The sequence below is a fragment of the Desulfosarcina sp. genome, assembly GCF_055467485.1.
The window spans coordinates 80,606-105,365 of sequence record NZ_JBUOIV010000013.1; the positions used below are offsets into that span (position 1 = coordinate 80,606).

The 24,760-nt window shown below is 58.6% G+C and carries 21 protein-coding genes and 1 pseudogene; 14 read left to right on the plus strand and 8 right to left on the minus strand.

What is annotated here, in order from left to right; genetic code table 11:
- The first annotated feature begins 12 nt into the window (after positions 1-12).
- Complete coding sequence (locus tag ACZCED_RS08820; protein WP_462969372.1) at positions 13-1,953, plus strand: hybrid sensor histidine kinase/response regulator; 1,941 nt, start codon at positions 13-15, stop codon at positions 1,951-1,953.
- A gap of 251 nt (positions 1,954-2,204) precedes the next feature.
- Complete coding sequence (locus ACZCED_RS08825) at positions 2,205-3,236, plus strand: glyceraldehyde 3-phosphate dehydrogenase NAD-binding domain-containing protein (protein ID WP_462969371.1); 1,032 nt, start codon at positions 2,205-2,207, stop codon at positions 3,234-3,236.
- A gap of 16 nt (positions 3,237-3,252) precedes the next feature.
- On the opposite strand, the gene ACZCED_RS08830 is transcribed toward ACZCED_RS08825, so the two are convergent.
- Positions 3,253-4,188: a YceI family protein gene (locus ACZCED_RS08830; protein ID WP_464860643.1), complete on the minus strand. Its 936-nt coding sequence runs from the start codon at positions 4,186-4,188 to the stop codon at positions 3,253-3,255.
- A gap of 136 nt (positions 4,189-4,324) precedes the next feature.
- Complete coding sequence (locus ACZCED_RS08835; protein WP_464860644.1) at positions 4,325-5,926, minus strand: VOC family protein; 1,602 nt, start codon at positions 5,924-5,926, stop codon at positions 4,325-4,327.
- Between the two features lie 360 nt (positions 5,927-6,286).
- Between ACZCED_RS08835 and mtnA the strand changes: the two genes are divergently transcribed.
- The 3 genes from mtnA to ACZCED_RS08850 all read left to right on the plus strand — a co-directional run bounded on the left by mtnA (position 6,287) and on the right by ACZCED_RS08850 (position 9,360).
- A complete protein-coding gene (gene mtnA / locus ACZCED_RS08840; RefSeq protein WP_462969368.1) occupies positions 6,287-7,387 on the plus strand; it encodes an S-methyl-5-thioribose-1-phosphate isomerase in 1,101 nt (366 codons plus the stop codon).
- A 90-nt stretch (positions 7,388-7,477) separates the two neighbouring features.
- Positions 7,478-7,954: a siroheme decarboxylase subunit beta gene (ahbB, locus tag ACZCED_RS08845; RefSeq protein ID WP_462969367.1), complete on the plus strand. Its 477-nt coding sequence runs from the start codon at positions 7,478-7,480 to the stop codon at positions 7,952-7,954.
- A gap of 59 nt (positions 7,955-8,013) precedes the next feature.
- Positions 8,014-9,360, plus strand: coding sequence for a B12-binding domain-containing radical SAM protein (locus ACZCED_RS08850; protein WP_462969366.1), 1,347 nt, complete (start codon positions 8,014-8,016; stop codon positions 9,358-9,360).
- Positions 9,361-9,431: 71 nt separating this feature from the next.
- On the opposite strand, the gene ACZCED_RS08855 is transcribed toward ACZCED_RS08850, so the two are convergent.
- Together ACZCED_RS08855 and ACZCED_RS08860 are read right to left on the minus strand one after the other, a co-directional pair.
- Positions 9,432-11,213: a TIGR03545 family protein gene (locus ACZCED_RS08855; protein WP_464860645.1), complete on the minus strand. Its 1,782-nt coding sequence runs from the start codon at positions 11,211-11,213 to the stop codon at positions 9,432-9,434.
- Positions 11,210-11,734 (minus strand): TIGR03546 family protein, encoded by a 525-nt coding sequence (locus ACZCED_RS08860; RefSeq protein WP_464860646.1) that lies wholly within the window; start codon positions 11,732-11,734, stop codon positions 11,210-11,212. The genes ACZCED_RS08855 and ACZCED_RS08860 overlap by 4 nt, the downstream gene beginning before the upstream one ends.
- A 240-nt stretch (positions 11,735-11,974) precedes the next feature.
- Between ACZCED_RS08860 and ACZCED_RS08865 the strand changes: the two genes are divergently transcribed.
- From ACZCED_RS08865 to ACZCED_RS08895, 7 genes are all read left to right on the plus strand, one after another.
- The gene (locus tag ACZCED_RS08865; RefSeq protein WP_464860647.1) at positions 11,975-12,904 is read left to right on the plus strand and encodes a universal stress protein; all 930 of its coding nucleotides are present in this window, start codon (positions 11,975-11,977) and stop codon (positions 12,902-12,904) included.
- Positions 12,901-13,962, plus strand: a complete 1,062-nt coding sequence (locus ACZCED_RS08870; RefSeq protein WP_462969362.1) for a histone deacetylase family protein — start codon at positions 12,901-12,903, stop codon at positions 13,960-13,962. The genes ACZCED_RS08865 and ACZCED_RS08870 overlap by 4 nt, the downstream gene beginning before the upstream one ends.
- A gap of 84 nt (positions 13,963-14,046) precedes the next feature.
- Positions 14,047-14,391 carry a hypothetical protein gene (locus ACZCED_RS08875; RefSeq protein ID WP_464860648.1) on the plus strand — a complete coding sequence of 115 codons (345 nt, stop codon included), beginning with the start codon at positions 14,047-14,049 and terminating at the stop codon, positions 14,389-14,391.
- A 49-nt stretch (positions 14,392-14,440) separates the two neighbouring features.
- Complete coding sequence (locus tag ACZCED_RS08880; RefSeq protein WP_464860649.1) at positions 14,441-15,970, plus strand: hypothetical protein; 1,530 nt, start codon at positions 14,441-14,443, stop codon at positions 15,968-15,970.
- Between the two features lie 121 nt (positions 15,971-16,091).
- Positions 16,092-16,697 (plus strand): hypothetical protein, encoded by a 606-nt coding sequence (locus tag ACZCED_RS08885; RefSeq protein WP_464860650.1) that lies wholly within the window; start codon positions 16,092-16,094, stop codon positions 16,695-16,697.
- A 5-nt stretch (positions 16,698-16,702) separates the two neighbouring features.
- Positions 16,703-17,599 (plus strand): hypothetical protein, encoded by an 897-nt coding sequence (locus ACZCED_RS08890; protein WP_462969358.1) that lies wholly within the window; start codon positions 16,703-16,705, stop codon positions 17,597-17,599.
- A 114-nt stretch (positions 17,600-17,713) separates the two neighbouring features.
- Complete coding sequence (locus ACZCED_RS08895) at positions 17,714-18,790, plus strand: NAD(P)H-dependent flavin oxidoreductase (RefSeq protein ID WP_462969357.1); 1,077 nt, start codon at positions 17,714-17,716, stop codon at positions 18,788-18,790.
- Between the two features lie 93 nt (positions 18,791-18,883).
- On the opposite strand, the gene ACZCED_RS08900 is transcribed toward ACZCED_RS08895, so the two are convergent.
- The 4 genes from ACZCED_RS08900 to ACZCED_RS08915 form a co-directional block, all read right to left on the minus strand.
- Positions 18,884-19,777, minus strand: a complete 894-nt coding sequence (locus ACZCED_RS08900) for a transporter substrate-binding domain-containing protein (protein ID WP_462969356.1) — start codon at positions 19,775-19,777, stop codon at positions 18,884-18,886.
- Positions 19,778-19,830: 53 nt separating this feature from the next.
- Positions 19,831-21,267: a Na+/H+ antiporter NhaC gene (nhaC, locus tag ACZCED_RS08905; protein ID WP_464860651.1), complete on the minus strand. Its 1,437-nt coding sequence runs from the start codon at positions 21,265-21,267 to the stop codon at positions 19,831-19,833.
- 24 nt (positions 21,268-21,291) lie between these two features.
- Positions 21,292-21,750, minus strand: a complete 459-nt coding sequence (locus ACZCED_RS08910; RefSeq protein ID WP_464860652.1) for a universal stress protein — start codon at positions 21,748-21,750, stop codon at positions 21,292-21,294.
- Positions 21,751-21,831: 81 nt separating this feature from the next.
- Positions 21,832-23,154 (minus strand): cyclic 2,3-diphosphoglycerate synthase, encoded by a 1,323-nt coding sequence (locus tag ACZCED_RS08915; protein ID WP_464860653.1) that lies wholly within the window; start codon positions 23,152-23,154, stop codon positions 21,832-21,834.
- A 387-nt stretch (positions 23,155-23,541) separates the two neighbouring features.
- Here ACZCED_RS08915 and ACZCED_RS08920 point away from each other — a divergent pair, with 387 nt between their 5' ends.
- On the plus strand, positions 23,542-24,255 hold the full coding sequence (locus tag ACZCED_RS08920) for a FadR/GntR family transcriptional regulator (protein ID WP_464860654.1): 714 nt from the start codon (positions 23,542-23,544) through the stop codon (positions 24,253-24,255).
- Between the two features lie 180 nt (positions 24,256-24,435).
- Positions 24,436-24,760 (plus strand): annotated as a pseudogene (locus tag ACZCED_RS08925) (alanine dehydrogenase); the annotation flags it as partial.

Here is a 24,760-nt window from a genome sequence, read left to right on the forward strand (position 1 = left end):
TTGCAGGTGACCATGTCCGCCGAACCCACATATGAACAATTGGTACAGCGCCTCGCAGAGCTGGAAAAAGTGATCGAAGGATACAGGCGAATTGAGGCACGCGAGGACCAGTTCAGAACGGCCGTGGAGCACTCCTCCGACGCCATCGGCATGTCCACCCCGGAAGGCCGGCACTGGTACCAGAATGAGGCCTTCGACCGGCTTTTCGGCGAGATCGGCCAGGATCCGCCGGCAAGCTTGTATGTGGACGAAAAGATCGGCAGGCAGGTTTTCGATACGATCATGGCCGGGGGCAAGTGGACCGGCGAAGTAAAGATGGTCGGTAAGTCGGGCCGCATCCTGGATATTCTGTTGCGCGCCTTTGCCATCAAGGATAAACACGGCCATGTGATCGGCCTGGTGGGCACCCATACGGACATCACTGCCCGGAATCAGGCGGAAGCGGACCTGCGCGAGCGTGAGGAGAAACTTCGGACCATTCTCCTGGCCAGCCCGGACCCCATGGTGATGTACGATAGCGGCGGGATCCCGCAGTACGTGAACCCGGCCTTTACGGATGTGTTCGGCTGGTCGCTTGACGAATTGAAGGGCAAACGCATCCCCTTCGTACCCGAAGACCAAGTGGACAAGACCGCCGCAGAAATCGAGAAAATATATGCGTCCGGGACCACCACCCGATTTGAGACCCGACGCTATACCAAAGACGGCCGTACGCTGGATGTCATCGTCAGTGCGGCGGTGATCAGAGGGTCGGATGGTGGGGCGCAGGGAATGACCGTCAACCTGACCGACATCAGTGAACGCAAATCGCTTCAGGCCCAATACGAGCAGGCCCAGAGAATGGAATCGCTGGGTACGCTTGCCGGAGGAATCGCCCATGACTTCAATAATTTGCTCATGGGTATTCAGGGCCGGGCCTCGCTGATGGCCGTGGACCTGGAACCCGGCCACCCCTTATATGAACATGTCCGCGGAATCGAGCAGCACGTGAAAAGCGCCGGTGATTTAACCAAGCAACTGCTGGGGTTCGCGCGGGGAGGAAAATACGAAGTCAGGCCCTTGAATCTGAACGAACTGGTTCTGTCCAGCGCCGAGATGTTCGGCCGCACGAAAAAAGAGATCCGCATCCACACCGTCCTCGAAGAGAAGCTGCCTTCTGTCGAAGCCGATCAACGACAGATTGAACAGGTCCTGCTGAACATTTTTGTCAATGCCTGGCAGGCCATGCCCGATGGCGGTGAGTTGCATATCGAAACCCGACGCATTGTCCTGGATGAGGCCTTCTGCATGTCCCACCAGGTTGCACCGGGGGCTTACGTGAGTGTCTCGATTACCGACACCGGCGTAGGTATGGACGAGACCGTGCGGAACCGGATTTTCGACCCGTTTTTTACCACCAAGGAGAAAAGCCGGGGGACCGGCCTGGGGTTGGCCTCGGCGTTCGGGATTATCAAGAATCACGGCGGCATCATTACCGCCGACAGCCGGAAAGGCTGCGGGGCGACATTCACTTTCTACTTGCGGGCTTCCACCAAAAAAGTGAGTCGCGGTGCACCCATTGTGCAGACGCTGCAAAAGGGATCGGAGACCATTCTTGTCGTGGATGACGAGGCGTTGATTCTCGACGTGGGCAGATCCATGCTGGAAAAGCTGGGTTATCGAGTGATTCCGGCCGGCAACGGCGAAGACGCCATCAGCATTCTATCCGGCATGAGGGCGAAGGTGGATCTGGTGATTCTCGACCTGATCATGCCCGGATTGGACGGCGGCAAGACCTTCGACCGGATCCGCACCATCGACCCGACGCTGCGGGTCCTGTTGTCCAGTGGTTATGCGCTGGACGGACAGGCGGAAGCGGTGCTGAAAAAAGGCTGCAGCGGCTTTATCCAGAAGCCTTTTACCCTCCAGGAGCTTTCCAATAAGATTCGTTCCATTCTGGACTCACCCGACTGATACGGTGCGGCCTTCCCTGCGGTCGGCTTACCTTGTGTCGTTAGTGACCTTGCCACCGATATTCAGCGCGCCTGCCATCGGTTCTCCCATGCATGCAAACGAAGCGGTATCACGATCCGCGCAACAGGGCATATGCGTCGATCGCGCTTTTGTCCTATACAAGACCGGCACTGCGGCTGAACGTCGAAACGGTGCGGCCTGTAGATACATTCGGTCCAATTCAAATTTCAACTTTACGGGAACCCCTTTCCATGTCCATACCCGCTCCACCTGTTCGCTGTGCAATCAATGGTTATGGCCGCATCGGCCGGAGTATCCTGCGGGCGCTGTACGAGTACCGTCGCTGGCCCATAGAGATCGTTGCCATCAATGACCTGGCCGGACCCGAAGCAATTGCACATCTGACCCGTTTCGATTCCACTCACGGCCGGTTTCAGGTTCCGGTCGAACTGGTAGAAAACCGACTGCACGTGGCGGCCGACGCGATACCGTTGCTGCGGCAGACGGAACCGTCGCGCCTGCTTTGGGCCGAATTGGCCGTGGAAGTGGTGTTGGAGTGCACCGGCCGGATAATAAGCCGGGCCGACGCCCAGATTCACATCGATGCTGGCGCCGAAAAGGTCCTGATTTCCAACCCCGCCGATTCCCTGGTGGATGCCACCGTCGTGTACGGCGTCAATCACCTTGAATTGACCGGCAAGGAAAAGATCATCTCCAATGCATCCTGTACATCCAACTGTATCATCCCGGTTATCGCGGCCCTGGACCAGGCCTTCGGTATTGTCTGCGGCAACATTACCACCATTCATTCGGCGATGAATGACCAACCCGTGATCGACACCTGCGATCGCGACCTGCGCCTGTGCCGGGCGGCGGGGCCGTCCATCGTTCCGGTCGACACCCAGCTGGCCAGGGGGATAGAGCGGATTCTGCCTCGATTTGAAGGCTGCTTCCAGACGACGGCCGTGCGGGTGCCCACCCAGAACGTGACGGCCATGGATGTGAACGTGTACCTGAAAAGGGAGGCGTCGATGGTTGAGATCAACCATGCGATAAGGCAAGCCGCGCAGGGCCGGTTTCACGGAGTTATGGACTATTGCGACATCCCCCTGGCGTCGGTCGATTTCAATCACGATCCCCATTCGAGCATTGTCGACGGCACCCAGACACGCGTGAGCGGTGGTCGTCTGGCCAGGCTGCTAACCTGGTGCGACAACGAGTGGGGATTTGCCAACCGGATGCTGGACACGACGGTTGCCGCGGCGGCCATGAAGAAGGGGTAATCGGTGCTGCCGCACGTCAGGCGATTTTCTGCGCCACGATCTTCACCTCGACATGGATGATATCGAACACCAGGTGCATGCCCAGATGTTCGAAAAAACGGGTGGATCCATAGATGATGCGCCAGCGCGTCCGATCCAGATCGAACCGGGCCTTGGCGGTGATCGTGCCGTCCGGGCCCTGGTAGGCCGTGGCGGGGAATGACAGCCCCGCCTTGACCCCTCTCAGGGTCAGATCACCTTGCACATCGATGTTGGGAGCACTGACATACGCCTCGTTGATGGGCGTGCCCGATTTGATCGTGAAGGTCGCCGTGGGGAACAGCCGGGTAAAAAAGAAGTCGTCCGACTTGAGGTGGGCGATCAACACAGGCTGCAATTCGTCGCCCGCCAGGCTTTTGTTTTCGATGGCATTCATGTCGATCTCGAAGGTGCCGACGGGCTTGCCGTCTTTCACCCCGATCTCTCCCATTTTGATGCGCACCGTGCCGTCATGTTTGGTATGGGGATTGTGACCGGCCCATTCAATCACGCTCCGACTGGTATCCACCCGGTAGGTGCCGTCCTGTAATGCCAACATCCGGTCAGGCCGGGGAGGGGTGCCGACGGATTCCCCTTCGGCCGGATATCCCGCCGCCAGCCACCCCCTGATGCCGCCGTCGAGAATGAACAGGTTATCGAATCCTTCCCGCGCCAGCTTTTCCGCGGCGACTGCCGCATCCATGCTTTCCCCACTGGACCCATAAAGGACGAGGCGGGCATGTTTGTCGGTGGTGACGGCCGCGATCTGATCCAGGAACGTCACTTCAAATACGCAGGCTGGGCTTGCGCCGGGCAGATGGATCGCCTTGAAATGGTCATGGGTAAGGGTGTGGACCAGGATCAAGGGCTTCTCTTCATCAACCCAGCGCTTAACCGTTTGCGGTGAAATGCTTTCAGTGTGGGTCGTTGCCATATTCATTCTCCTATGTATCGTTGGGCGGCCGCCGGCGGCATTGTTCCTGTGAATAGGCAATGCAGCGGTGCCGTGTTCGTCGTTTTTTTATCACCCTTGCTTTAAAACGGATTCGGGACAGGCGGCCAAACCGTTGTCAAGCCGCATCTTTTTCGCGCACGGGGGCCGCCGGGCACGCCCTCCTAAGATCGTCGGCCAGCCATGCTCGCGCCGCTTCGATGTCTGCCGCCGTCAGTTCATGGCCGGCATTCATGTCGACCACCTTCACCGAGGCGCCTGCCTTTTTCAACGTCCGGACCAGCCGCTGCGTCTCGGCCGATGGGATCACCCGGTCGAATCGGCCCCTGGTGATCAGGATCGATCGACACCTCAAATCCGGCAACTGCGTCATGTCCAGCGGCATCATCGGGCGAAAGAGGATGGCACCGGAGAAGATCTCCGCTCGCAGCAACATGATGGCGGCGGCCATGTTGGCTCCGTTGGAATACCCCAGGGCGATAAGATGGTTTCCCTGGAGTGCGTAACGACGCGCGGCAGCGGTCAGGAAATCGCCGAGATCGTGGGCGTTGCGGCGCACGTCGTTCTCATCGAATACGCCCTCCGCCAGTCGCTTGAAAAAGCGGGGCATCCCGTTTTCGAGCACCTTGCCCCGGGGGCTGATGATCGCCGCCGGGCTGATTTGTCGAACCACGGAAATCAGGTCGTGTTCGTTGCCGCCGGTGCCGTGAAGAGCTACGATGGTTTTTCCGTCGGCCGCACCGGGTTCGGGGGGCACGTAGACATGCCGGAAATCGGGTGGCTCCAAAGGCGGCAACTGCCCCTCGATTTGCCCGCGCAGGGGTTCGTATCGATCCGGCAGCATCAGACCCGTGCCCAGATCGCCGGGATCTTCGTCCACGGTAAATCCAGGCGGATCAGTGGCGATTTCGAAGAGAATGCCGCCCGGTTCATTGAAATAGATCGACTTAAAGTAGGTGCGGTCGCGTACCCCGGTGACGGAGAGGCCGAAATGCCGCAGCCGCTGCTGCCAGGCCTGCTGTTCCCGGCTGTTACGGGTACGAAAGGCAATGTGATGGACCGTGCCGCCGCCGGGCCGACCCCTGCCGGCAGACGGATCGACGATCACATCCAGCAGGTGGCCGGGTGAACCCTCGTCCTGCATGGCGAACCGGTAGCGGCGGCCCTCCTGCTGGACGGGTGTCATGCCCATGCCGTCAGCGATGATTTTTTGCGTGTTATCGATCCGCTCCAGCTGCAGTGTCGCTGAATGAAACCCGAGGATGGCCGTATGGGAAACGGCTGCTCGCTCACGCGGGTCGTCACTAGGAGGTGTCCCGACGAGTTCGAGGGCGAGGCCGTGGGGATCGGTAAACCGGACCACCGGTTCTCCGAAACGACTTTCTGTCGCCAGGGCGACGCCGAATGCTTCCAGGCGCTGCGTCCAATAATCGACTGAGAAGCGGGGTACGGAAAAGGCGATGGCAGAGACCATGCCGGTCCCGGGTTTCCCCTGGGGAAGGCCCGTCCATGGGAAGAAGGTGAGAAGGGTACCGGGGCGTCCCGTTTCGTCCCCGTAATAGAGATGATAGGTGTACGGATCGTCGAAGTTGACGGTCTTTTTTACTAGCCTCAACCCCAGCACGCGGGTGTAGAAACGGTAATTGTCTGCGGCCGAGGCGGCCACGGCGGTGATATGGTGAATGCCGCTGATGGATAGATTGTCATCGGATGGTTTCATCCCGACACCTCCTCATTTGCCTTGATATCAATATAAAAGATTAGAACAATCAGCCGCCCATGGTCTTTTGCTGTATGTGACCGGCTTTTTCCAGCCGAGTGACGGCGGTTGTCATGGAACCGCTGCTCAGTAGTGGTTTTACTCCGAACCGGTTTCCATATGACCAAGATAAGGGAATATATCTTGATGTCAAGATATATTCTCGGCCGGGCAATCCGGTGGCCTTCGGCATCGGCAGCTCTTTCGGCACGTTTACCGGCCCCTTGTCTTTCCAATGGCGGCGATTTGTGCTAAACACGTGCCTTGACCATCGCGGCCAGGTTTACGATTGTTAAAAAAGCGGACTCAGAGGACAGCGATATGATCGTCGACGGAAAACAGATCCGGCCCATATGGCTGGACGAAGACCGGATCACCGTGAAGGTGATCGACCAGCGCCAGCTGCCGCACCGGTTTGTCGTGGCCGATCTGACTACGGTGGACCGGTTGATCCACGCTATCCGTGAGATGTTCGTCCGGGGTGCACCGCTGATCGGCGTGACCGGCGCCTACGGGGTGATGATTGCGGCCATAAACGGAACGTCGGCGTCCGACCATGTGGAATTCATCGGTGAGCAATGCGCACGGATCAAGGCTGCCCGGCCCACGGCCGTAAACCTGGCCTGGGGAGTCGATCGGGTGCTTGCAAAGGTGCTTGCCGCCGGGTCACCGGCCGATCGCATCGACGCCGCCCGCGCCGAGGCGGCCGTGATTGCCGAGGAGGAGGCGGAGAACTGCCGCCGTATCGGTGTCCATGGTGCCGGGCTCATCGAGGCCCTCAGCCGCAGCAAAAACGGATCGACGGTCAACCTGCTGACCCATTGCAATGCCGGCTGGCTGGCATGCATCGAATACGGCACAGCCACCGCCCCGATTTACGAGGCATTCAACCGCGGGGTGGATCTGCACGTATGGGTGGATGAAACCCGTCCGCTGAACCAGGGCGCCCGGCTGACCGCCTGGGAACTGGGCAAACACGGGGTGCCCCACACGGTGATTACGGACAACGCCGGCGGTCATCTGATGCAGCACGGCCGCGTGGACATGGTGATCGTGGGCACCGACCGCTCTACCCACACCGGTGACGTGGCCAACAAGATCGGCACCTACCTCAAGGCGCTGGCGGCCCGGGACAACAACATCCCTTTTTACGTGGCCCTGCCGTCTTCCACGTTCGACTGGACCATGCGCGACGGGGTCAAAGAGATCCCCATCGAAGAGCGCAACCCCGACGAGGTCCGTTACATCCAGGGACTGGCCGACGGCCGGATCACCCGGGTGCTGGTGCCCCCCGATTTCAGCCCGGCAGCGGACTTCGCCTTTGACGTCACCCCGGCGCGGCTGGTCACCGGCTTTATTACCGAAAGAGGCATTTGCGGCGCCAGCCAAGCGGAGGTCCATGGTTTGTTTCCCGAGCACTAGCCGCTGCCACGATTGCCGGCGCGAGCGATGCCGTCTGACCGGCCCACTAAGTCCTTGACAACCCGCTGATAACCAATCATAAAACCGCCCATGCTTACCGACCTTGAGAAAAAAGTCATCGCATCCATTCAGGGGGACATCCCCATCGTATCGCGCCCCTACCAGGTGCTGGCCGAGGAGATCGGTGTCTCCGAGGAGACCCTCATCCAGACGCTTGAAGATCTCACCGACCGGGGCGTGATCCGCCGTTTCGGGGCCACCTTGCGTCATCAGAAGTCCGGGTTCCAGGCCAATGCCATGACTGCCTGGCAGGTGGAGGAGGATCGTATCGAGGCCGTGGGTAAAATCATGGCCTCGTTTCGGGCCGTTTCCCACTGCTATCGCCGCGATCCGGCCGACGGCTGGCCTTACAATCTGTACACCATGATCCACGGCAAGAGCGAGGCGGACTGCCGGAACACGGCGCGGAAAATGTCCGAAAAATCAGGGGTGCAAACCTACCAGCTGCTGTTCAGCCGCCAGGAGCTGAAAAAGATTTCGATGACGTATTTCCCGGATGCCAAATAGCGTAACTATTCAGAAACGGCATCTTGAACTCCGGCTCCGCGTTTTCACGTAGTGGCTAAATGAAACCCTCCCACGCACCCCACATCCTGCTGGTCAATCCCTGGATTCACGATTTCGCCGCCTACGATTTCTGGGCCAAACCATTGGGACTGCTGACCCTGGGGGGAATGTTGCGCGACTGCGGGGCCCGGATTTCCTACCTGGATTGCCTGGACCGGTTTCACCCCCTGGCGGCCGCAGGGCCGTTGCCGCCTGCGCGATGCGGGCGCGGTCCGTACCTGAAGACGGTTATCGCCAAACCCAAGGGACTCGATGACATCCCGCGCAATTACTGCCGCTACGGCATTCCCGTCGATTGGTTCCGAAATGACCTGGAGTTGCTGGATCCGCCGGATCTGGTGATGGTCACCTCCCTGATGACCTACTGGTACCCGGGCGTTCGTGAAACGATAGGCGTCGTCAAATCGGTTTTTGCGGATGTGCCGGTGGTGCTGGGCGGTGTTTATGCCAGCCTGTGTGAAGATCACGCGAGACTTACCTGCGGTGCGGACCGGGTGGTCAGCGGCCCGGGAGAAAGCGCCATCCTTCCGCTGGTGGCCGAACTGACCGGGTGGTCCCCCGCCCCGCGGTTCGACCCGCAGGACCTGGATGCGTTGCCGCGCCCGGTCCTGGACCTCGAACACCGCCTGGCGCATGCGCCGGTGCTGACCTCGCGCGGCTGCCCGTTCCAATGCGCCTATTGCGCCTCCCACCGGCTTCAGCCCAGCAGGATGCGCCGCAGCCCTGTATCTGTCGTAGATGAAATCGTCCACTGGCATGAAAACCACGGGGTCGACGATTTCGCCTTTTATGATGACGCCCTGCTGGTCGATGCCCAGCGGCACATCATGCCCCTGCTGGAGGGGATCGTCGCAGCGGGCGTTGACGTGCGCTTTCACACCCCCAATGCCCTTCATATTCGGGAGATTACCCGCCCCCTTGCAAGGCTGATGTTCCGCGCCGGATTCCACACCGTTCGACTGGGTTTGGAAACCACGGCATTCGAAGGGCGGCAGAGCATGGATCGCAAAGTGACTGGAGCACAGTTCGTTCGCACGGTAGGGCATCTCAAGGCAGCCGGGTTCAATGCCCGCCAGGTGGGCGCCTACCTGCTGGCCGGGCTTCCCGGTCAGGATTTTACGGGCGTGGAGGCGTCCATTGCCCTGGTGAAACAGGCCGGCGTCACCCCTGTCATCGCCCACTACACCCCGATTCCCGGTACACCCATGTGGCCGCAGGCCGTGGCCGCCTCGCGCTACGATCTGGAGGCCGATCCCATCTTCACCAACAACGCCATCTTTCCCTGCCGCAGCGAACGGTTTTCCTGGGAGGTGCTCACCCGGTTGAAGGATTTGGCACGCGTTTGAGCGGACACCCCAGCTATAAGCAAGCGGGTTTTCATACCACGCCAGAAAGTGGATCGACCCGGAAGGTTTGTTTAAAACGGTAGCTTCAACCCTTTGAGCAAGTCGTCGCCCAGGTCCAGCCGTTTGGAAAGCTCGGCCCCGATAGCGCCCAGGCCGGCCAGACTGCCCTGGGTCTCAGCCATGGGACCTTGCAGCCGATTGGTGATCTGATCGCTCAGGGCGGACCGCAACTTGGCGGATTCAGCTCTCACCAAGCCGCCAACCGCGGACCCCAGCACCTTGTCCAGGTCCGAGGAGACATCCACCGTATAAGCCGCCGGCGTACCGGCGATGTCGGCCTTCAGGGAAAACCGGTCGACCCCGGCAACAGCCGAACCGATCGTCCTGGCGATGGCGGTCTGCGGCTTGCCGGAGTCGGCAAGAAACCGGACCGAACGGAAATCCGCTTCAAGGACAACGTCCAGGCCCTTTCGCGCCGATTCCAGGTTCAGGTTCAGATCGCTGGTGGCCTGTTTCAGGGTCAGGGGAAAGGACGCTTCCCGGAGCAGGGAAAGGTTCGCCACGGCAAGGCCTTTTACGGTCAGCCGGGCGCTGTTCTTGGGATCCCCGGGCGTTACATGGTCGGCGCTGCCGATCAGGCTCAACGCGTTAAATTGCTTCATCTCTTTGCCCAGGAAGGCGAAGGTCATCGGCCTGCCCAGGATGTGCTGATCGAGGGTGATGTTTTCAGCCTTGCCGGTGAGATTCCCCACGTCCACCGCCGCGTTGACTTTCAGGTTGCGGATAAGGAAATCAGGCATGGGGGGCGTTTCGGCAAAACGGATGTTTTTGCCTTTGCCCCGCAGCGGCTTGTGCAGCTCCGGTGCACCCCCTGCACTCCCTGCACCCCCGGACACCTGGCCGATATAGGGCGCGATTTTGCGATACCAGTCCGATGCCGTCTGAACCCAGCCACACAACCGTTCGCCGAAAATCAGCTGGCTCAGGTTGGCCAGCCCTTTGGGCGAGAGACTGTACTTGTCCATGAGCCGGTCGATGTCCTTGAGCGGCGCTTTGGACAGATCGTTCACCTGTTGTTGATACGCCTTGAAGTCCGTCGTGAAGGCGGTTCGGGCCTGTTTCAACAGGGCCAGGTCTTTCCGGATATCGGCCTGGAGCTGCTTGGCATCTTCGCTAGCCGCCAAAATGGCGCCGAACGAGCCGCCGCTGCCCTTAAGCTTGTCCACCCGCTCCCGATACGCATTGAGTGCTTTTTCGTCCGGCAGACGACCCAGTTCCTTTTCCCAGCGCGCCTGTTCGGCCTTGAGGGTTTTCTCCAGGCCGGTGGCAAGCTCGATGGACGCCAGATGCTCGTTGGCCAAAATGGCCTTGACGTCCGGTTGCGACAGAGACGGCATGCTGAATGTGCCGCACACTTTCTCTGCGACTGCCTTGGAAGCACCTGCCAGATCGGATTGCTTGCGCGTTTCGCGCATGTCGGCAAGTTCGGGTACTTCACCTGATGTTTTGCGGGGCGTATTGAACCGGAGCCCCTCGACCACCATGTTGTTGACGATCACCTTGCGCTTGATCAGGTAACTGGTGTCCAGGTCCATTTTCATATGATCGATTTCGACGGCGTTTTGCATCGGTGAATCCGGGTTGGTGACGGCCAGGCCGCCAAGAGTCAGGCCGGCTGGAAAAAGAGAGAGGTCGGCCGTGGCCAGATTCACCCGGGCACCGACTGCCCGGGTGCCGACCGATTCGACGGTTCGCCGCACCAGGGTGTCCACCACGAGCACCCATACCAGAAGGATAGCCGCCACCGTTGCAGCGAAGGCGACAAGGCCCTTCCATCGAATCCAGCGTTTCATGCGGCACCCCCTCTCCAGCCCGACACGGATTGATACACCTCGAAGAGCCGGGTGGCCTTGAATGCCTGCATGAGGCGCGTTTTTCTCACCCAGGCCAGGATATGCTCGCGGTAACGTCGAATGAGCAGGTTGAAAAGAATCAACCCGGGGATGAAGCATGCCAATGCGAAGAGCAGGCTGCCCATGACGATGGTGTTGTTCAACCGGTCCAGGCGAAACCAGGTGGTGTTGTACAAACCGGTCCAGGCTCCCGTGAGGGCCGGTGCGGTGAGGACTGCCAGACCGATCCGGTGGAACAGCGGGTCAAGAAGGTAGGCCGCAGCTGAGAAGAAGGCCCATCCCAACCCGAAGGCGGAAAGGTTGACCCGCAGCACCAGCACCAGAAGGAGTACCAGGAGATTGTGGAAGGAGAACGCCGGTGTGAAGCCGGCAATCATGGACAGGCACAGGGCCAGGGAGATCTGACCCGGCTCGGTTTCCGAATTGAGTACCTTCAGCAGGTCGGCAATGGCTTTGATCACGGCATCTCTCCTTTCTGAAGAAAGTGAGCCAGTCGGGGGGTGCCTTACGGTGGTAAACCTATTCTAAACCCATTCGACCGCCAGTACAAATCAAATATCCGCGGGGCATCGGGCTGCCCATATTCAGATTGACATGAATACCCGCTTTTTCCTACACTGCTAACTGAAAAGCGCGAAGCGGGCCATTTTGCCTTCCGTCCCACCATCCGGCGCCCGCGCTGCACAAAAAGGAATCCCATCATGCCGATGACCATCCAAGCCATCGTCTGTGCGGTTGATTTCTCACCCTTCAGCCCGCTGGTGGTCCGTCACGGAGCGACCCTTGCCCGGCGGGCGGGTGTGCGACTTTACCTGATCCATGCCGTGCACGATCCCCAGGACGGCGCACACCCCACAGCAGTATTCGAGCGAGGAGGTGATCTGGCCCATCGTACCGAAGATGCCAGGCAGCGAATTCAGGCACTGATGACCGATGCCGAAGTGGAGTGGGAGGCCGTGGTGCGCTTCGGAGATCCGGTGGAGCAGACCGCCGCCTTCGTCAACCACCTTCCACCGTGTCTCGTGGTCTCCGCCAGTCACGGGGTATCCGGCTTTCGGCGTCTTTTCATCGGCACGGTCGTGGAACGCCTGACGCGCGCACTGAAACGTCCCATGCTGGTGGTCAAGCCGGGTGGTGGTGAAGACCCTGACCGGTTCGACGGTTTTCGTTCAGCGGTGGTCAGCTGTGATAGTCACGGCTACTGGCAGCGGACGGCCCCGCTGCTGCCTTTGCTTCAGTTTGATACCGCTTCACGAATCCACATGGTTCACGCCCTGGAAGGGCCCATGGAAAAAGGAATCAGGGATTCCGATGCCGCATCTTATGGCCAGGTTCAGCAGGCCCTTCAGGATCGCCTGAACCGTCAGTTGAACGAACAGGGGCGGCAGATGTTTTCCCATGCCGATCAGCTTGCCGTAACGATCGCTCCCGGTGTTCCCCAGGAGATGGTGCTTCAGATCGCCAGTGACCAGGCGTCGGATATCATCGTCGTCGGTGTGCGCTGTTCCGGCAGGGTCAGCCGCTGGATATCCGGTTCCACGACCGAAGCCTTGCTGCGTCGCTCCCCCTGCAGTGTGTTGACGGTGCCCGAGCCGCTGGAACCTGTAACGGCCGGAGACCGACGTCGATGACGGGCACAGGCGTGGTTTGGGACCCTGTCTATCTCGATCATGTGACCGATGACGGCCACCCGGATCATCCCCGCCGGCTCGAACCCCTTTATCGGCGCCTGAGGGACCCGCTGGTGAACTGCCGGTTCACCACCATTGTGCCGCGGGCGGCCACGGACGGAGAGATCATGCTGGTGCACAGCCCGTCCTATCTGAACCAGGTCAAGGCAACCGCGGCCTCGCCAGCGTCGGCGCTCAGCGCCGATACCCTGACCTGTGACCGTTCCTTTACGGTGGCGGCCATGGCCGCGGGCGGCACCATCGAGGCGATCCGGCGAGTCGTTGCCGGGACACTGGCCCACGCCCTGGTGCTGGCCCGCCCGCCCGGCCACCATGCCGAGCGGACCCGGGCCATGGGCTATTGTCTTTTCAACAATGTGGCCATCGGATGCATGGCGGCGCGAACCGCCATGGGGCTGAATCGCGTGATGGTGGTGGACTGGGACCTTCATCACGGCAACGGCACCCAGCACATCTTCGAGCGGGATCCCTCGGTATTTTTCTTTTCTTCTCACCAGTTTCCCCACTATCCCGGCACCGGCCACTTCACCGAAACCGGCCAGGGGCCGGGGGAGGGCACCACCATGAACGTTCCCTTGAGTCGCGGCTGCGGGGACGGTGAATTTGCCGCCATCTACCGACGGCTGCTCATACCCGTGGCGCGCGTGTTCGAACCGCAATTGATCCTGGTTTCCGCCGGGTTCGATATCCACGCCGACGACCCGCTGGGACAAATGAAGGTCACTCCGGCAGGGTTTGCCGGCCTGACCCGGCTGATCCTTGACATCGCCCGGCAGACCTGCGCCGGCCGGGTGGTTTTCTGTCTGGAGGGGGGATACCACGCTGACGCCCTGGCCGATTCGGCCATGGCCGTGATCGATGAACTCACCGGCCGGACGTCCACAGACGTGGATGCCATGGCGGCAACCGCCGATACGGGCCGGCTGAACACCATCGCGGATCGATGCATCCATTCCCACCGGTGGTTCTTGAAGGAACTGGACGGGCAGTTGTCCTGACATTGACGATCGCATAACTGCAGGAGCACTCCGTAAACCCATGCAGAACCGGTTACCACCCGATTTCATCAGGCAGGGGGGCACATGAACAGGATCAGCATTATGGAAGCATCTGTCCGTAAATGGAATCGCATCATTGCCGGCAAAGGCTCAGACGGCGGCGTCCTCGATTGCCCCCCCTGCCGTATCTTTTACGTGCTTGTCTGTGTCGGGTGCCCCATTGCCCGGTATACCGGAAAAAAGTTCTGCAAAGGATCACCGTACATCGAATGGTATTGGCACCAGAACGATGTCCACGGCAAGATGTTTCGAAAAGTCTACTGCCCGGAATGCGAACGGCTGGCCCGCAACATGCGCGACTTCATGGTCGAGATCGTCGATCACCTGAAGGCCCAGCAGGCGGCTGCTGAAAGCGGGGAACCATCATGACTGCCCCGCGACAGGCATTGCCGTTTCTCGACACGGGCGGCTTCCGGTGATGTTCTGGGTGGCCCTGGGTCTGACGGCTGAGACGGCGGTATTTCTGCTGTCGGGCATCGCATGGTTCCTGTCCCGGGGATATACCTTTGCCGAAGCCGGCGCCGGCGCCGTCGTCTTGATATTCATGGCGCTTTCGTTGATCCACCAGCTCTTCTTTTTCGTTGGATCGCCGTTGCCCGGTTTCTTCCTGGAATCAACCGCCTTGGCAGTACTCTTGATCGTCGGTTCACGCCGGTCGCCGCACCTGTTCCGGAAGCTGGCGCTGCCGGTTCGCCTGTTTCGCCAGGAGATTTTTTCAGGGTGGATCCTCGCTGTCGCATGGACGGTGATGGCGGGCCTTATGGTGCAGGGTTGGTTCTCAACGGATTCCTCGTCGATCACCCATCCATGGGACGGCCTGACGTCCGGTTCCTTCCTGGGCGGCCCCCATGGAATGGCGGATATGGATGCGATTCCTCCGCTCAATGCCGTGGCCCTGTTCTACCACACGGCCCGGTTTGGCCTGGGGCCAAACGCCTGCGGATTCGGTTTGTTGGCTTACCTGGTCGTTGGCTTTTCCACTTACGCCCTGGCCCGCCGGTATACCTGGCCGCCCATGGCGTTAACCGTCACCCTGATGGTCTTGAGCATGCCGCGAATGGTATTCATGGGGTTACGGCCTTCGGCGGAATTGGTTTCCACTGCAGCCATTGCCTTTTCCATGGTGCTGATCTATCGACTCTTGGAGCAACACCAGTCCGGGGACCTTCGCTTTTTCTTCCTCTGCATCCTGTTTTCCATCTATGCGAACCCGATGAGCATTGCCCTGGTTCCGGTCATGGGACTCCTGCTGGTGGTCATCATGATTCGCCGGCACGGATGGCTCCTGTGGCGCGAACTGCTTGCGGACAAACCGCTTTTGACCCTGCTGATCCTGTTGCCGGCCTTGGGGTTGGCCCAGATTCCCGTCTTCGTGATGAACTGGGTCCATGGCCAACCGATTCTCGGGACGGCCATCGCATTCGACAACGACGGGATCCTCGGTGCCGCCGCCAACCTGGTCCGCTACCTGTTCGTCAGCTTCGATCCTACCGAACCGGTGCAGCAGGGGTTGATGTGGCTGGTTGGACTGGACATCAGCGGGCTGGTGACGGGGATATATACAAGCCTGGTGGTGCCGGTGTTTGGCCATGCCGGGGAGACAGGGCCGTTCACCCTGATGTTTTCCGGCAGCGGAGATGTGGGCTTCGGCCCCTTTGCCCTGCTGCTGGTGGCGCCGTCGATGATTTACGCCCTGTTTCGGGGGCCGCGGCGCCTCAAGGCGGTCAGCGTGGCATGGACCGGATACCTCTACCTGGCGGCCCTGGTGGTGGCCTGGCATCCCGGCAGCCTTGCTGCTCTCAGCCCTTTGTATGCGGCCAACTGCTTCGTCGTTGCGTTCGCCCTGCCTCCCTGGCGGCTGCGGCGGCGCGGTATGCGGCTGCTGCAGACGGCCTTCGCCCTTTTGCTGGCGTGGTCGATTGTGGCTGCGGGGTCGACGCCGGTTTGAGTCATCCTGCACCTTAGGTGTTGAAAAGCGGGGCGATGTGGACTACTAAAAGGTAGCCTGAAGGTAAAGGCCCCCTGTTGAGGGCAACTGCTGCCCCGGTTCCTTTTTTTCGATCCCACATATGGATTTGATCACCAGTATGAAGTCGGCCATTGCCCTGCTGGTAGACCGATACGGACAATTTGAGCAGCGTGTCCGGCAACACACGGAACGATGGTGCCGGCCATTTTGTTCGGCCTGCCGACGCGTCTGCTGCCAAGCCGGGTTTTGTGCAGAAACCCGGGAAAGCAGCTTTTTGACGCGGGTGGTTCGGCGTTTTTCCAGTCACTCAGTGTTCAGCCCGTCCAACGGTTGGCTGTCCTCAACGGGTTGCACGCTGGTTGCGGGACGCCCGCCGGTCTGTTATGAGTTTCTTTGCCGCCCTATTACCGGTGCGGTTTTAGGCGATCCGCAACACCGCTATGCCATGCATGTGTCGAGCATGCTGGTCACCCACGTGGGCAAGCGTGCCATCGGCGGCCGGCATTTGGTGGAAGCAACCCGTGCGGCCGACCTGGATCGGCTTAACCCGGAGCGTCTCACCGCCCGTCTTGACGAAGCCGAAAAAGCGTTTCGTATCGTGGCCGATATCCTGGATGGCCAGCCGCCGGGCACCGGCATCCAGGCACTGTCTCGAATCGCAACGCCACCCCGGAATGATGACCAGGAGATAAGGAGAGTGATGTGAATTCCATGAACAGGACCCTCGCGACCGTAGCCGTTGTTTTTGCCCTGATTGTCGTCGGCCTGGTGACCTACTTTATGGTCAATAAATGGCACCAGAACCGCATGGCCGCCGACCGTCAGCAAGCTCAGAAGGAGTGCCTGGAAGTGATCCAAAAAATGGAGGCGGACATGGAAGAGATGCGCGCTCAGTTGGAAACCGAGCGCCAGGCGCGTCCGGGAGATGAGGTTTTTCCGACGGTGTTCGGCACGCCGGCGCCCGATCGGAGCACCGATGCCATGCCCGCCGACTGCGATAAGGCGGACGCGCAGATGCTCTCCTTTTTCAATTACCTGGACAGCCGGCCCAACCTGTCGGTCCGGGAGGCCGACGGCGGCAGTGCCGGTTTCTTCCGCGAATGTGCGGCGCTGCTCCTGGCCGATCCGCCGGTTAACATCGGGGAGATGCAGGAGCTGTTTCGACTGGTGAAAAATGTGACCCATTTCTACCGCGTGCTGGGAAAAGCACGCCTGATGCAGGCCAAGGAGATCCTGGTCTCTGAAGAACGCGTACTCGAACCGGCCATGGCGGTTTTCTATGCCGCCATCGCGGAATGCGGCAAGCCGCTGGCCGGGGACGACAAGCCCTTGTCCGTCGATCGGATTTACGATTATGCCGGTTATTTTCTGAATACCCTGGGGGGGCGAAGCTATCTGCTGCGGCGGGAATCCAAGATGCGCATGCTGGTGAGTTATTACGCCATTTTGATTGTCGATCGGGCGAACGATGAGAAATTTAACCGTTACGGAATCGATGTCCGCCCCTATATCGACTACCTGTTCTATGACATCTCCAACCAAAAAGGACTGACCTATAGGGAACGCTACCTCACCCGGCTGACCGCCTTGCGCAACAAATACATGTAAAACTTTTGTCATATCGCTTTTCTTGCTTGTAGACCGTCCCGGTCCCGGATATGGATACAGCGCTTATAACGATTTGCGTGTATCGAATCAACAAGTTCCAGGACGGTGCTATTCATGAAAATGCCTGAGTTGAAAATTGGCCATCTTATCAGTCGGCTTCCCATCATCCAGGGCGGAATGGGCGTGGGGATTTCCATGTCCGGATTGGCTTCGGCCGTTGCCAATGCCGGGGGGATCGGCGTGATTGCCGGTGCCATGGCCGGTATCACCGAGAAAGATATCTCCACCAACGGCATCGAGGCCAACTGCCGCGCCCTTTCCCGGGAAATTCGTAAGGCCCGGGAGAAGACCCGAGGAATCATCGGGGTCAACATCATGGTGGCCCTGACCCATTTTGCGGAATTGGTTAAAACCGCCATCGCTGAAAAAATTGACATCATTTTTGCCGGGGCCGGTCTGCCGCTTGACTTGCCCGGTTTTCTGAAAAAAGGCGACCAGACGCGCCTGGTCCCCATCGTTTCCTCGGGCCGCGCCGCGGCCCTGATTTGCAAGCGGTGGCATCAGCGCTACGGCTACCTTCCGGATGCATTCGTGGTGGAGGGCCCCAAAGCCGGCGGGCACCTGGGATTCAAGGCCGACCAGTTGGACGATCCCCATTTTACCCTCGAAAACCTGATCGCAGACGTCGTTGCCGAAATGAAAAAGGTGGAGGCGGAACATGGTGTCCGCATCCCCGTGATTGCCGCCGGCGGCGTGTATGACGGCGATGATATCCGGCGTTTTCTGGAATTGGGCGCCAGCGGGGTCCAGATGGGCACCCGGTTTGTGGCCACCCATGAATGCGATGCGGACCAGGCCTTCAAACAATCCTATGTGGATGCAACGGAGGAGGACCTGATGGTGATCAAAAGCCCGGTGGGGCTTCCCGGCAGAGCGCTGAAAAACCAGTTTTTATTGGATGTGGCCGACGGGGTTCGGCGTCCCTTCCGCTGCCCGTATCACTGCATCAAAACCTGTGATCCGGAAAAGAGCCCCTATTGCATAGGCATGGCCTTGGCCTCTGCCCGGCGCGGCAAACTGAAAAACGGGTTTGCCTTTGCCGGCGCCAATGCCTTCCGCGTGGACCGGATTGTTTCCGTCGAAGAGCTGATGGGATCACTAGAGGCCGGTTACGAGTTGGCCACGGCATAACGATAGACAATTAAACAAACACAAAAGCCCGGCGTCTCTACCACACAGACGCCGGGCTTTTTGTTTGCCTTGATAATCATCGCGATGCGGTCGCTAGCGCACAAATCGATGCCAATCCGAGCTGAGAAACCACTTGAAATAAATCTTATCGAAGCGGCCATCAGCTTTCAACCGGGCTAAAAACTCATTTAAAAACTTCATGAAATCCGGGTCGTTCTTGCGTATCGCCCAGGCAATGGGCTCTTCGGTAAAGGGTTCATCCAGAAAGACCAGCTCGTTCGACGGGTTCAAGGCACGAAATACAGCGTTAAAAGGAAAGTCATAGACAAAGGCGTCCGCCGTGCCTTCGAGTACCCGCGTGGCACCCTCGATTTCCGTATCCGCAGTTTCATAGGTGGCTTTGGGAATCAGACGCTGCACGGCTTCTTCACCGGTCGTGCCGGGTTTGGATACCACAATAAACTTGGAATCATTCAGGTCCTTGTAAGATTGAACGGTTTTCGTGTGCTTGGCATTGAGCAGCACCGTTTGTCCCACGGTCATGAACGGATCGGCGAAATCGACTTGGGTTTGGCGGGCTTCGGTAACCGACATGCCGCCGAAGATGATGTCGAAGCGGCCCAGCTTCAGCGCCGGAATGATGCTGGGCCACAGGGTGTCGACGAAGACCGGCTTGACCCCCAACGCCTTGGCCATTTCAATGCCCACGTCAATGTCAAAACCCATTAGGCTCAACTGACGCCCCCCTTTTTGCCGCAACCCGCCGTGCCGAATCTCTTTTTGGCGCAGACCGCTGCGTGTGTCGATCATCTCAAAAGGCATATAGCCCACTTCCAGGCCGATCCGCAGTTCGCCGCGTTGGATGATGCCCGCCAAGGTGGAATCCTTGGAGTACGCAACATCGGCAGCCAAGGCCGGTATGCCCCACAACCCCGCCACAAGCAAAATTATGATCAGTCGTAAATTGAATTGTTTTAGCATTTGCATAGCTCCCTCCATGGCATCCCTGCCGGCTACCCGCCGGCAGGGATGCGTTGCTGTCAGGCAGGGCTGGTTGCGCCGGCCTCCTCGGTATCTGCCTCGGCGTCATCTGCCGCTATGGGATCGATGGTGATGTTGAACCAGCCATAGAGCATGGACACAATCGGCGATATCCAGCAAAAGAAGTTGAAGGGCAGATAGGCGATGGTCGGTACGCCCAGGGTGGCTGCCTGGTAGGCGCCGCCCGAGTTCCAGGGAACCAGGTTGGCGGTAACGGTGGCGCTGTCTTCGATGGCACGCGACAGGTTTTTTGGATGGAGTCCCTTGTCGTTAAAGGCCTGGGCGTACATCTTGCCGGTCATGACGATGGACATGTACTGATCGCACAGGATCAGGTTGGCCCCGATGGCGGTCAACACCGTGGCCGTAATCAGGGAACCGGTGGACTGGGCTTTTTTGAGAATGACCATGACCACCACCCGCAGTTGGTTGGTTTTTTCCATGATACCGCCGAACATCATGGCGCAAATCACCAGGCTCACGGTGTACATCATGGATTCGAAACCGCCTTTGGTGAGCAGGTTGTCCACCGCTTCCACGCCGGAATTGCTGGTATAGCCGCCGTAGGCTGCAGAGAGGAGATCACCGAAGGCGTTTTTTTGGAAAATCATGCCCAGGACGGCGGCGACGATGATGCCGATAGTGATTCCCGGAACCGCCGGGATTTTACGAAACGCCAGGACCATGACAACAAGGGGCGGCAACAGGAGCAGGGGGTTGACGGCAAACTGGGCCTCGATGCCGGAAAGAATCTGATTGACGCTCTCCAGGTTGGCTTCTCCGCCGCCATAGAAAAATCCCAGGATGATCTCAACAGCAAGGGTGATGGCGTAACTGAGGCCGGTGGTGTAGGTCATGTGCTTGATATGGGTGTACAGATCGGTGCCGACCATGGCCGGGGCCAGGTTGGTCGTGTCGGACAGGGGTGACATCTTGTCTCCGAAATAGGCCCCCGAGAGCACCGCACCGGCCACAATGGGCAGCGGAAAGCCCAGTCCCGATCCAATGCCGATCAGCGCGATGCCGATGGTTCCCGATGTACCCCAAGAGGTGCCTGTGGCCAGTGAGGTGATTGAACAGATGATCAAGGTCGCCGGTAAAAAGATCTTGGGGTGCAGGATCTTCAAACCGTAGTAGAGCAGCGTCGGTACCACGCCGCTCATAATCCAAACACCGATAAGGATGCCGATAATGCCCAGGATGACGATGGCTTGCAGCGAGTTGGTGATGCCGTTGAGCATGCCGGTTTCGATATCTTTCCAGCTATATCCGGCGCGCAGACCCACCAGGGCAGCCACCAGGACGCCCAATAGAATAGGCACGTGGGCGTCCGACTCGTAGCGAACGATGGCCAGGCTGATCATTGTGACTAAGGCCAGGATGGATACCAATGCTTCCCACAGGTAGGGATCTCTTTTCTCTCTTGGTCCTGCCATGGTTGTTCTCCTTTTCCAATCGTTCTAATTGCTTTTAACGAGCATGACCGGTACCGATGACAGCTTGGCCACTTTATCCGCCACCGATCCAAAGACCGCTTTCTGAAGCGGGCTCCCGCTGCCCATGATGATCAGATCGATCTTTTCGGACTCGACATAACCCAGGATTTCCTTGTAGTGGGTGCCGGCCACCACCGTCGACTTGACGATGTCAAGGTCCTTTAAATATTTGCCCTTGAAAACCTCCAGCGTTTGTTGTGCGCGGGAGAGGAGTTGATCTTCGAAATCGGAGGCGATGCTCTTGAAATCCGTCTCCGACGGCTGAGACACGTAGGTGTCGACAAACCAGTCGAAGCGTCTGAGTACATGCAGCAGGTGGATCTTTGCGCCGAACCGATTGGCCATGGTGACCACATAGGGTACGACGACCGGGGAGATGTCGGTCAGGGATACGGGAAATAGGATCTTTTGGAAATCGATCATGAATGACTCCTTTCTTTGTAGAATCCTCCGTGTGCCGTTGGGTGTAAGGGTACGGCGTCCGATATCAGCGAGCGGGTTCGATCAACCCAGGCGTGCTGTGATGATGGCTTCCAGGGTGGGCTCGCCATGATCCCTGTATTCATACCGGATGCGGGTATGTGGGCGGTTTATTTTCAGCAGCCGGGAGAGATCCACGGGGGTGGCCACGACCACCAGATCGCATTCGGTGGCGTTGATGGTGGCTTCCAGGTCTTTCATCTGCTGTTCGCCATAACCCATGGCGGGTAGCAGGTGGCCAATTTCAGGATAGTTCTCGAAGGTCTCTTTCAGGCGACCCTTGAGAAATGGCCGCGGGTCCACCAGTTCTGCTGCACCAAAACGCTTGGCGGCGATCACGCCGGCGCCATAGGCCATGTTGCCATGGGTGAGGGTCGGGCCATCTTCGACCACAAGCACTCGTTTGCCCCGGATCATGTCGGCATCGTCGGGAATCAGTTCAGAATCGGCCAGAACGATTTGGGCCGACGGGTTATGGGATTCAATGGCCTTGCGAACGGCTTCGATATTTTCGGCAGTGGCGCTGTCTACCTTGTTGATGATGGCCACATCGGCCATCAACAGATTGGTTTCCCCCGGATGGTAAGCGGTCTCATGACCCGGACGGTGTGGGTCCAGCAGGACGATGTGAAGGTCGGGCCTGAAAAAGGGCGTATCGTTGTTTCCGCCATCCCAGACGATCACCTCGGCTTCGGTTTCCGCCTGTCTCAGTATTTTTTCGTAGTCGACACCGGCATAGGCCACGACGCCCATGCGGATGTGGGGTTCATACTCCTCGCGCTCTTCGATCGTGCAATGGTGGGTGTCCAGGTCGTCGTATGAAGAGAATCGTTGCACCACCTGTTGGGTCAAGTCGCCATATGGCATGGGGTGACGGACCGCCACGACGGTTTTGCCCATTTTTTTTAGGATTTCGATCACCTTGCGACTGGTCTGGGATTTTCCGCAACCGGTGCGAACCGCGCAGACCGACACGACCGGTTTGGTGGATTCGAGCATGGTGTAGGGGGCGCCGACGATGATAAAATCGGCACCGGCGGCCGTGACAATGGAGGCTTTGTGCATCACTTCCGCATGGGTTACATCGCTGTAGGAAAAGGCCACCAGGTCCACCCGGTGAGCGTCGATCAGCTCGCGCAATTTTTTGTCTGAATGAATCGGAATCCCCTCCGGATAAAGACTGCCGGCCAGTTCTGCCGGATATCGACGACCATCGATGTCGGGAATCTGGGTCGCGGTGAATGCCACCACCAGATATCGGCGGTTGTCCCTGAAGTAGACATTGAAGTTATGAAAATCGCGACCGGCAGCGCCCATGATGATGACATTTTCGATTCGATCGTTCATTCCTGATACCTCCTGAAAGTGGGTGGTCTCCTTGATGGCGTTCGTCCGATCCTGCCAGCTGGAAAGATCGGTTGCTTAACGGTTCGCGCATGCCTGTATCCGTTGGACGGTGAGCAGAAAATTACCTATGAGACCGGTTGCTGGATCGAAAAGATGAAAGGAAAATCATTTAACATACAATCATATGATGATATATTGATTAGATATTTTTTTGTCAACGATATTTTTTGACCCGCCTCGCCACCTGTACTGAACTGGCATGGCGGCACATTTTCAGTGGTCTGCGGCAGAAAGGGGTCAATCTTCTGATTGACTTGATGGTGTGGTTTCACATAATATGATTCAATAATTTGATGTTTGTACATTTACCATCCATGAAAGGCCTTTGTGAAAAGCAAGCCCTACCATCGCAAACTCTACCAATATATCGTCGAGGAACTTGGCCAACGCATCGTCCAGGGGCGATACCGAGCCCCGGACGTGCTGCCTACAGAAGACCAGTTGTGCGAGGAATTGAGCGTCAGCCGAGGGGTGCTGCGCGAAGCCACCAAGGTATTGACCCAAAAAGGCCTTATTCAGACCCGCCCCCGGGTGGGTACCCAGGTGCTGCCACGTGACTCCTGGAATCTGTTTGACGCGGATGTACTCCTCTGGCGCCTGCAGGTGGAAGATAAGTTCGCTTTTTTGAAAACGGTTACCGAAGTGCGTCGGATCATCGAATCGGAAGCGGCACGATTGGCGGCATCCCGTGCCAGCCAGGCGGAAATATCAAGCATGAAGCGGTTGATGGAACAGATGGTAAACATTCTAAGCGATGACGCCAACTATGTCTACGAGAAGTATCTGGATATCGATATTGCTTTTCACAATTCCATACTTAAGGCGTGTCACAACGACCTGCTGTACCAAATCAGCAGTACCATGCGTGAGGCAGTTCACCAGGCCCGTGAACATGACATCAATGATATCGATATCCAAAAGGAATCGTTGCCTTTTCATGTGGCCATTGTCGATGGTATTTCCCGCAAAGATTCCGAAGCCGCCTACCGGGCTTCCCAGAAAATGTTCGATGACGTGTGGCGATACATCACCGGAGACTGAACCGTTAACCACCATTTATCGGATTGTTGGTTTGATATTGTTTTGAACCGTGATGGCGAGTAACTTCCCTGTCGCTTGCGGCAGGGAGGGTCAAAATACAACTGGTCGCTCTTGGTGGAAGGTTTTTGCATCCCACTTTTTCCTTAAACTGACCTTAAACTGAATCGATCGGGAGGAGCCATGATTGTCGGCATTTTAAAAGAGATCAAGACGGAAGAGAACCGCGTGTGCATGACCCCGGCGGGCGTGGAGGTGATGATCCACAACGGCCACACGGTGCTGGTGGAAAAAAGCGCCGGCGCCGGCAGCGGCTTTGCCGACGAGGCCTACGTCAAGGCCGGGGCCAAGATGATCGGCACGCCCAAGGAGATCTTCGATGCGGCCGACATGGTCATGCATGTCAAAGAGCCCTTGCCGCCGGAGTACGACCTGATCCGGGACGGCCAGATCGTCTTTACCTACCTGCACCTGGCCGCCGACGAGACCCAGACCCGGGCGCTGATCA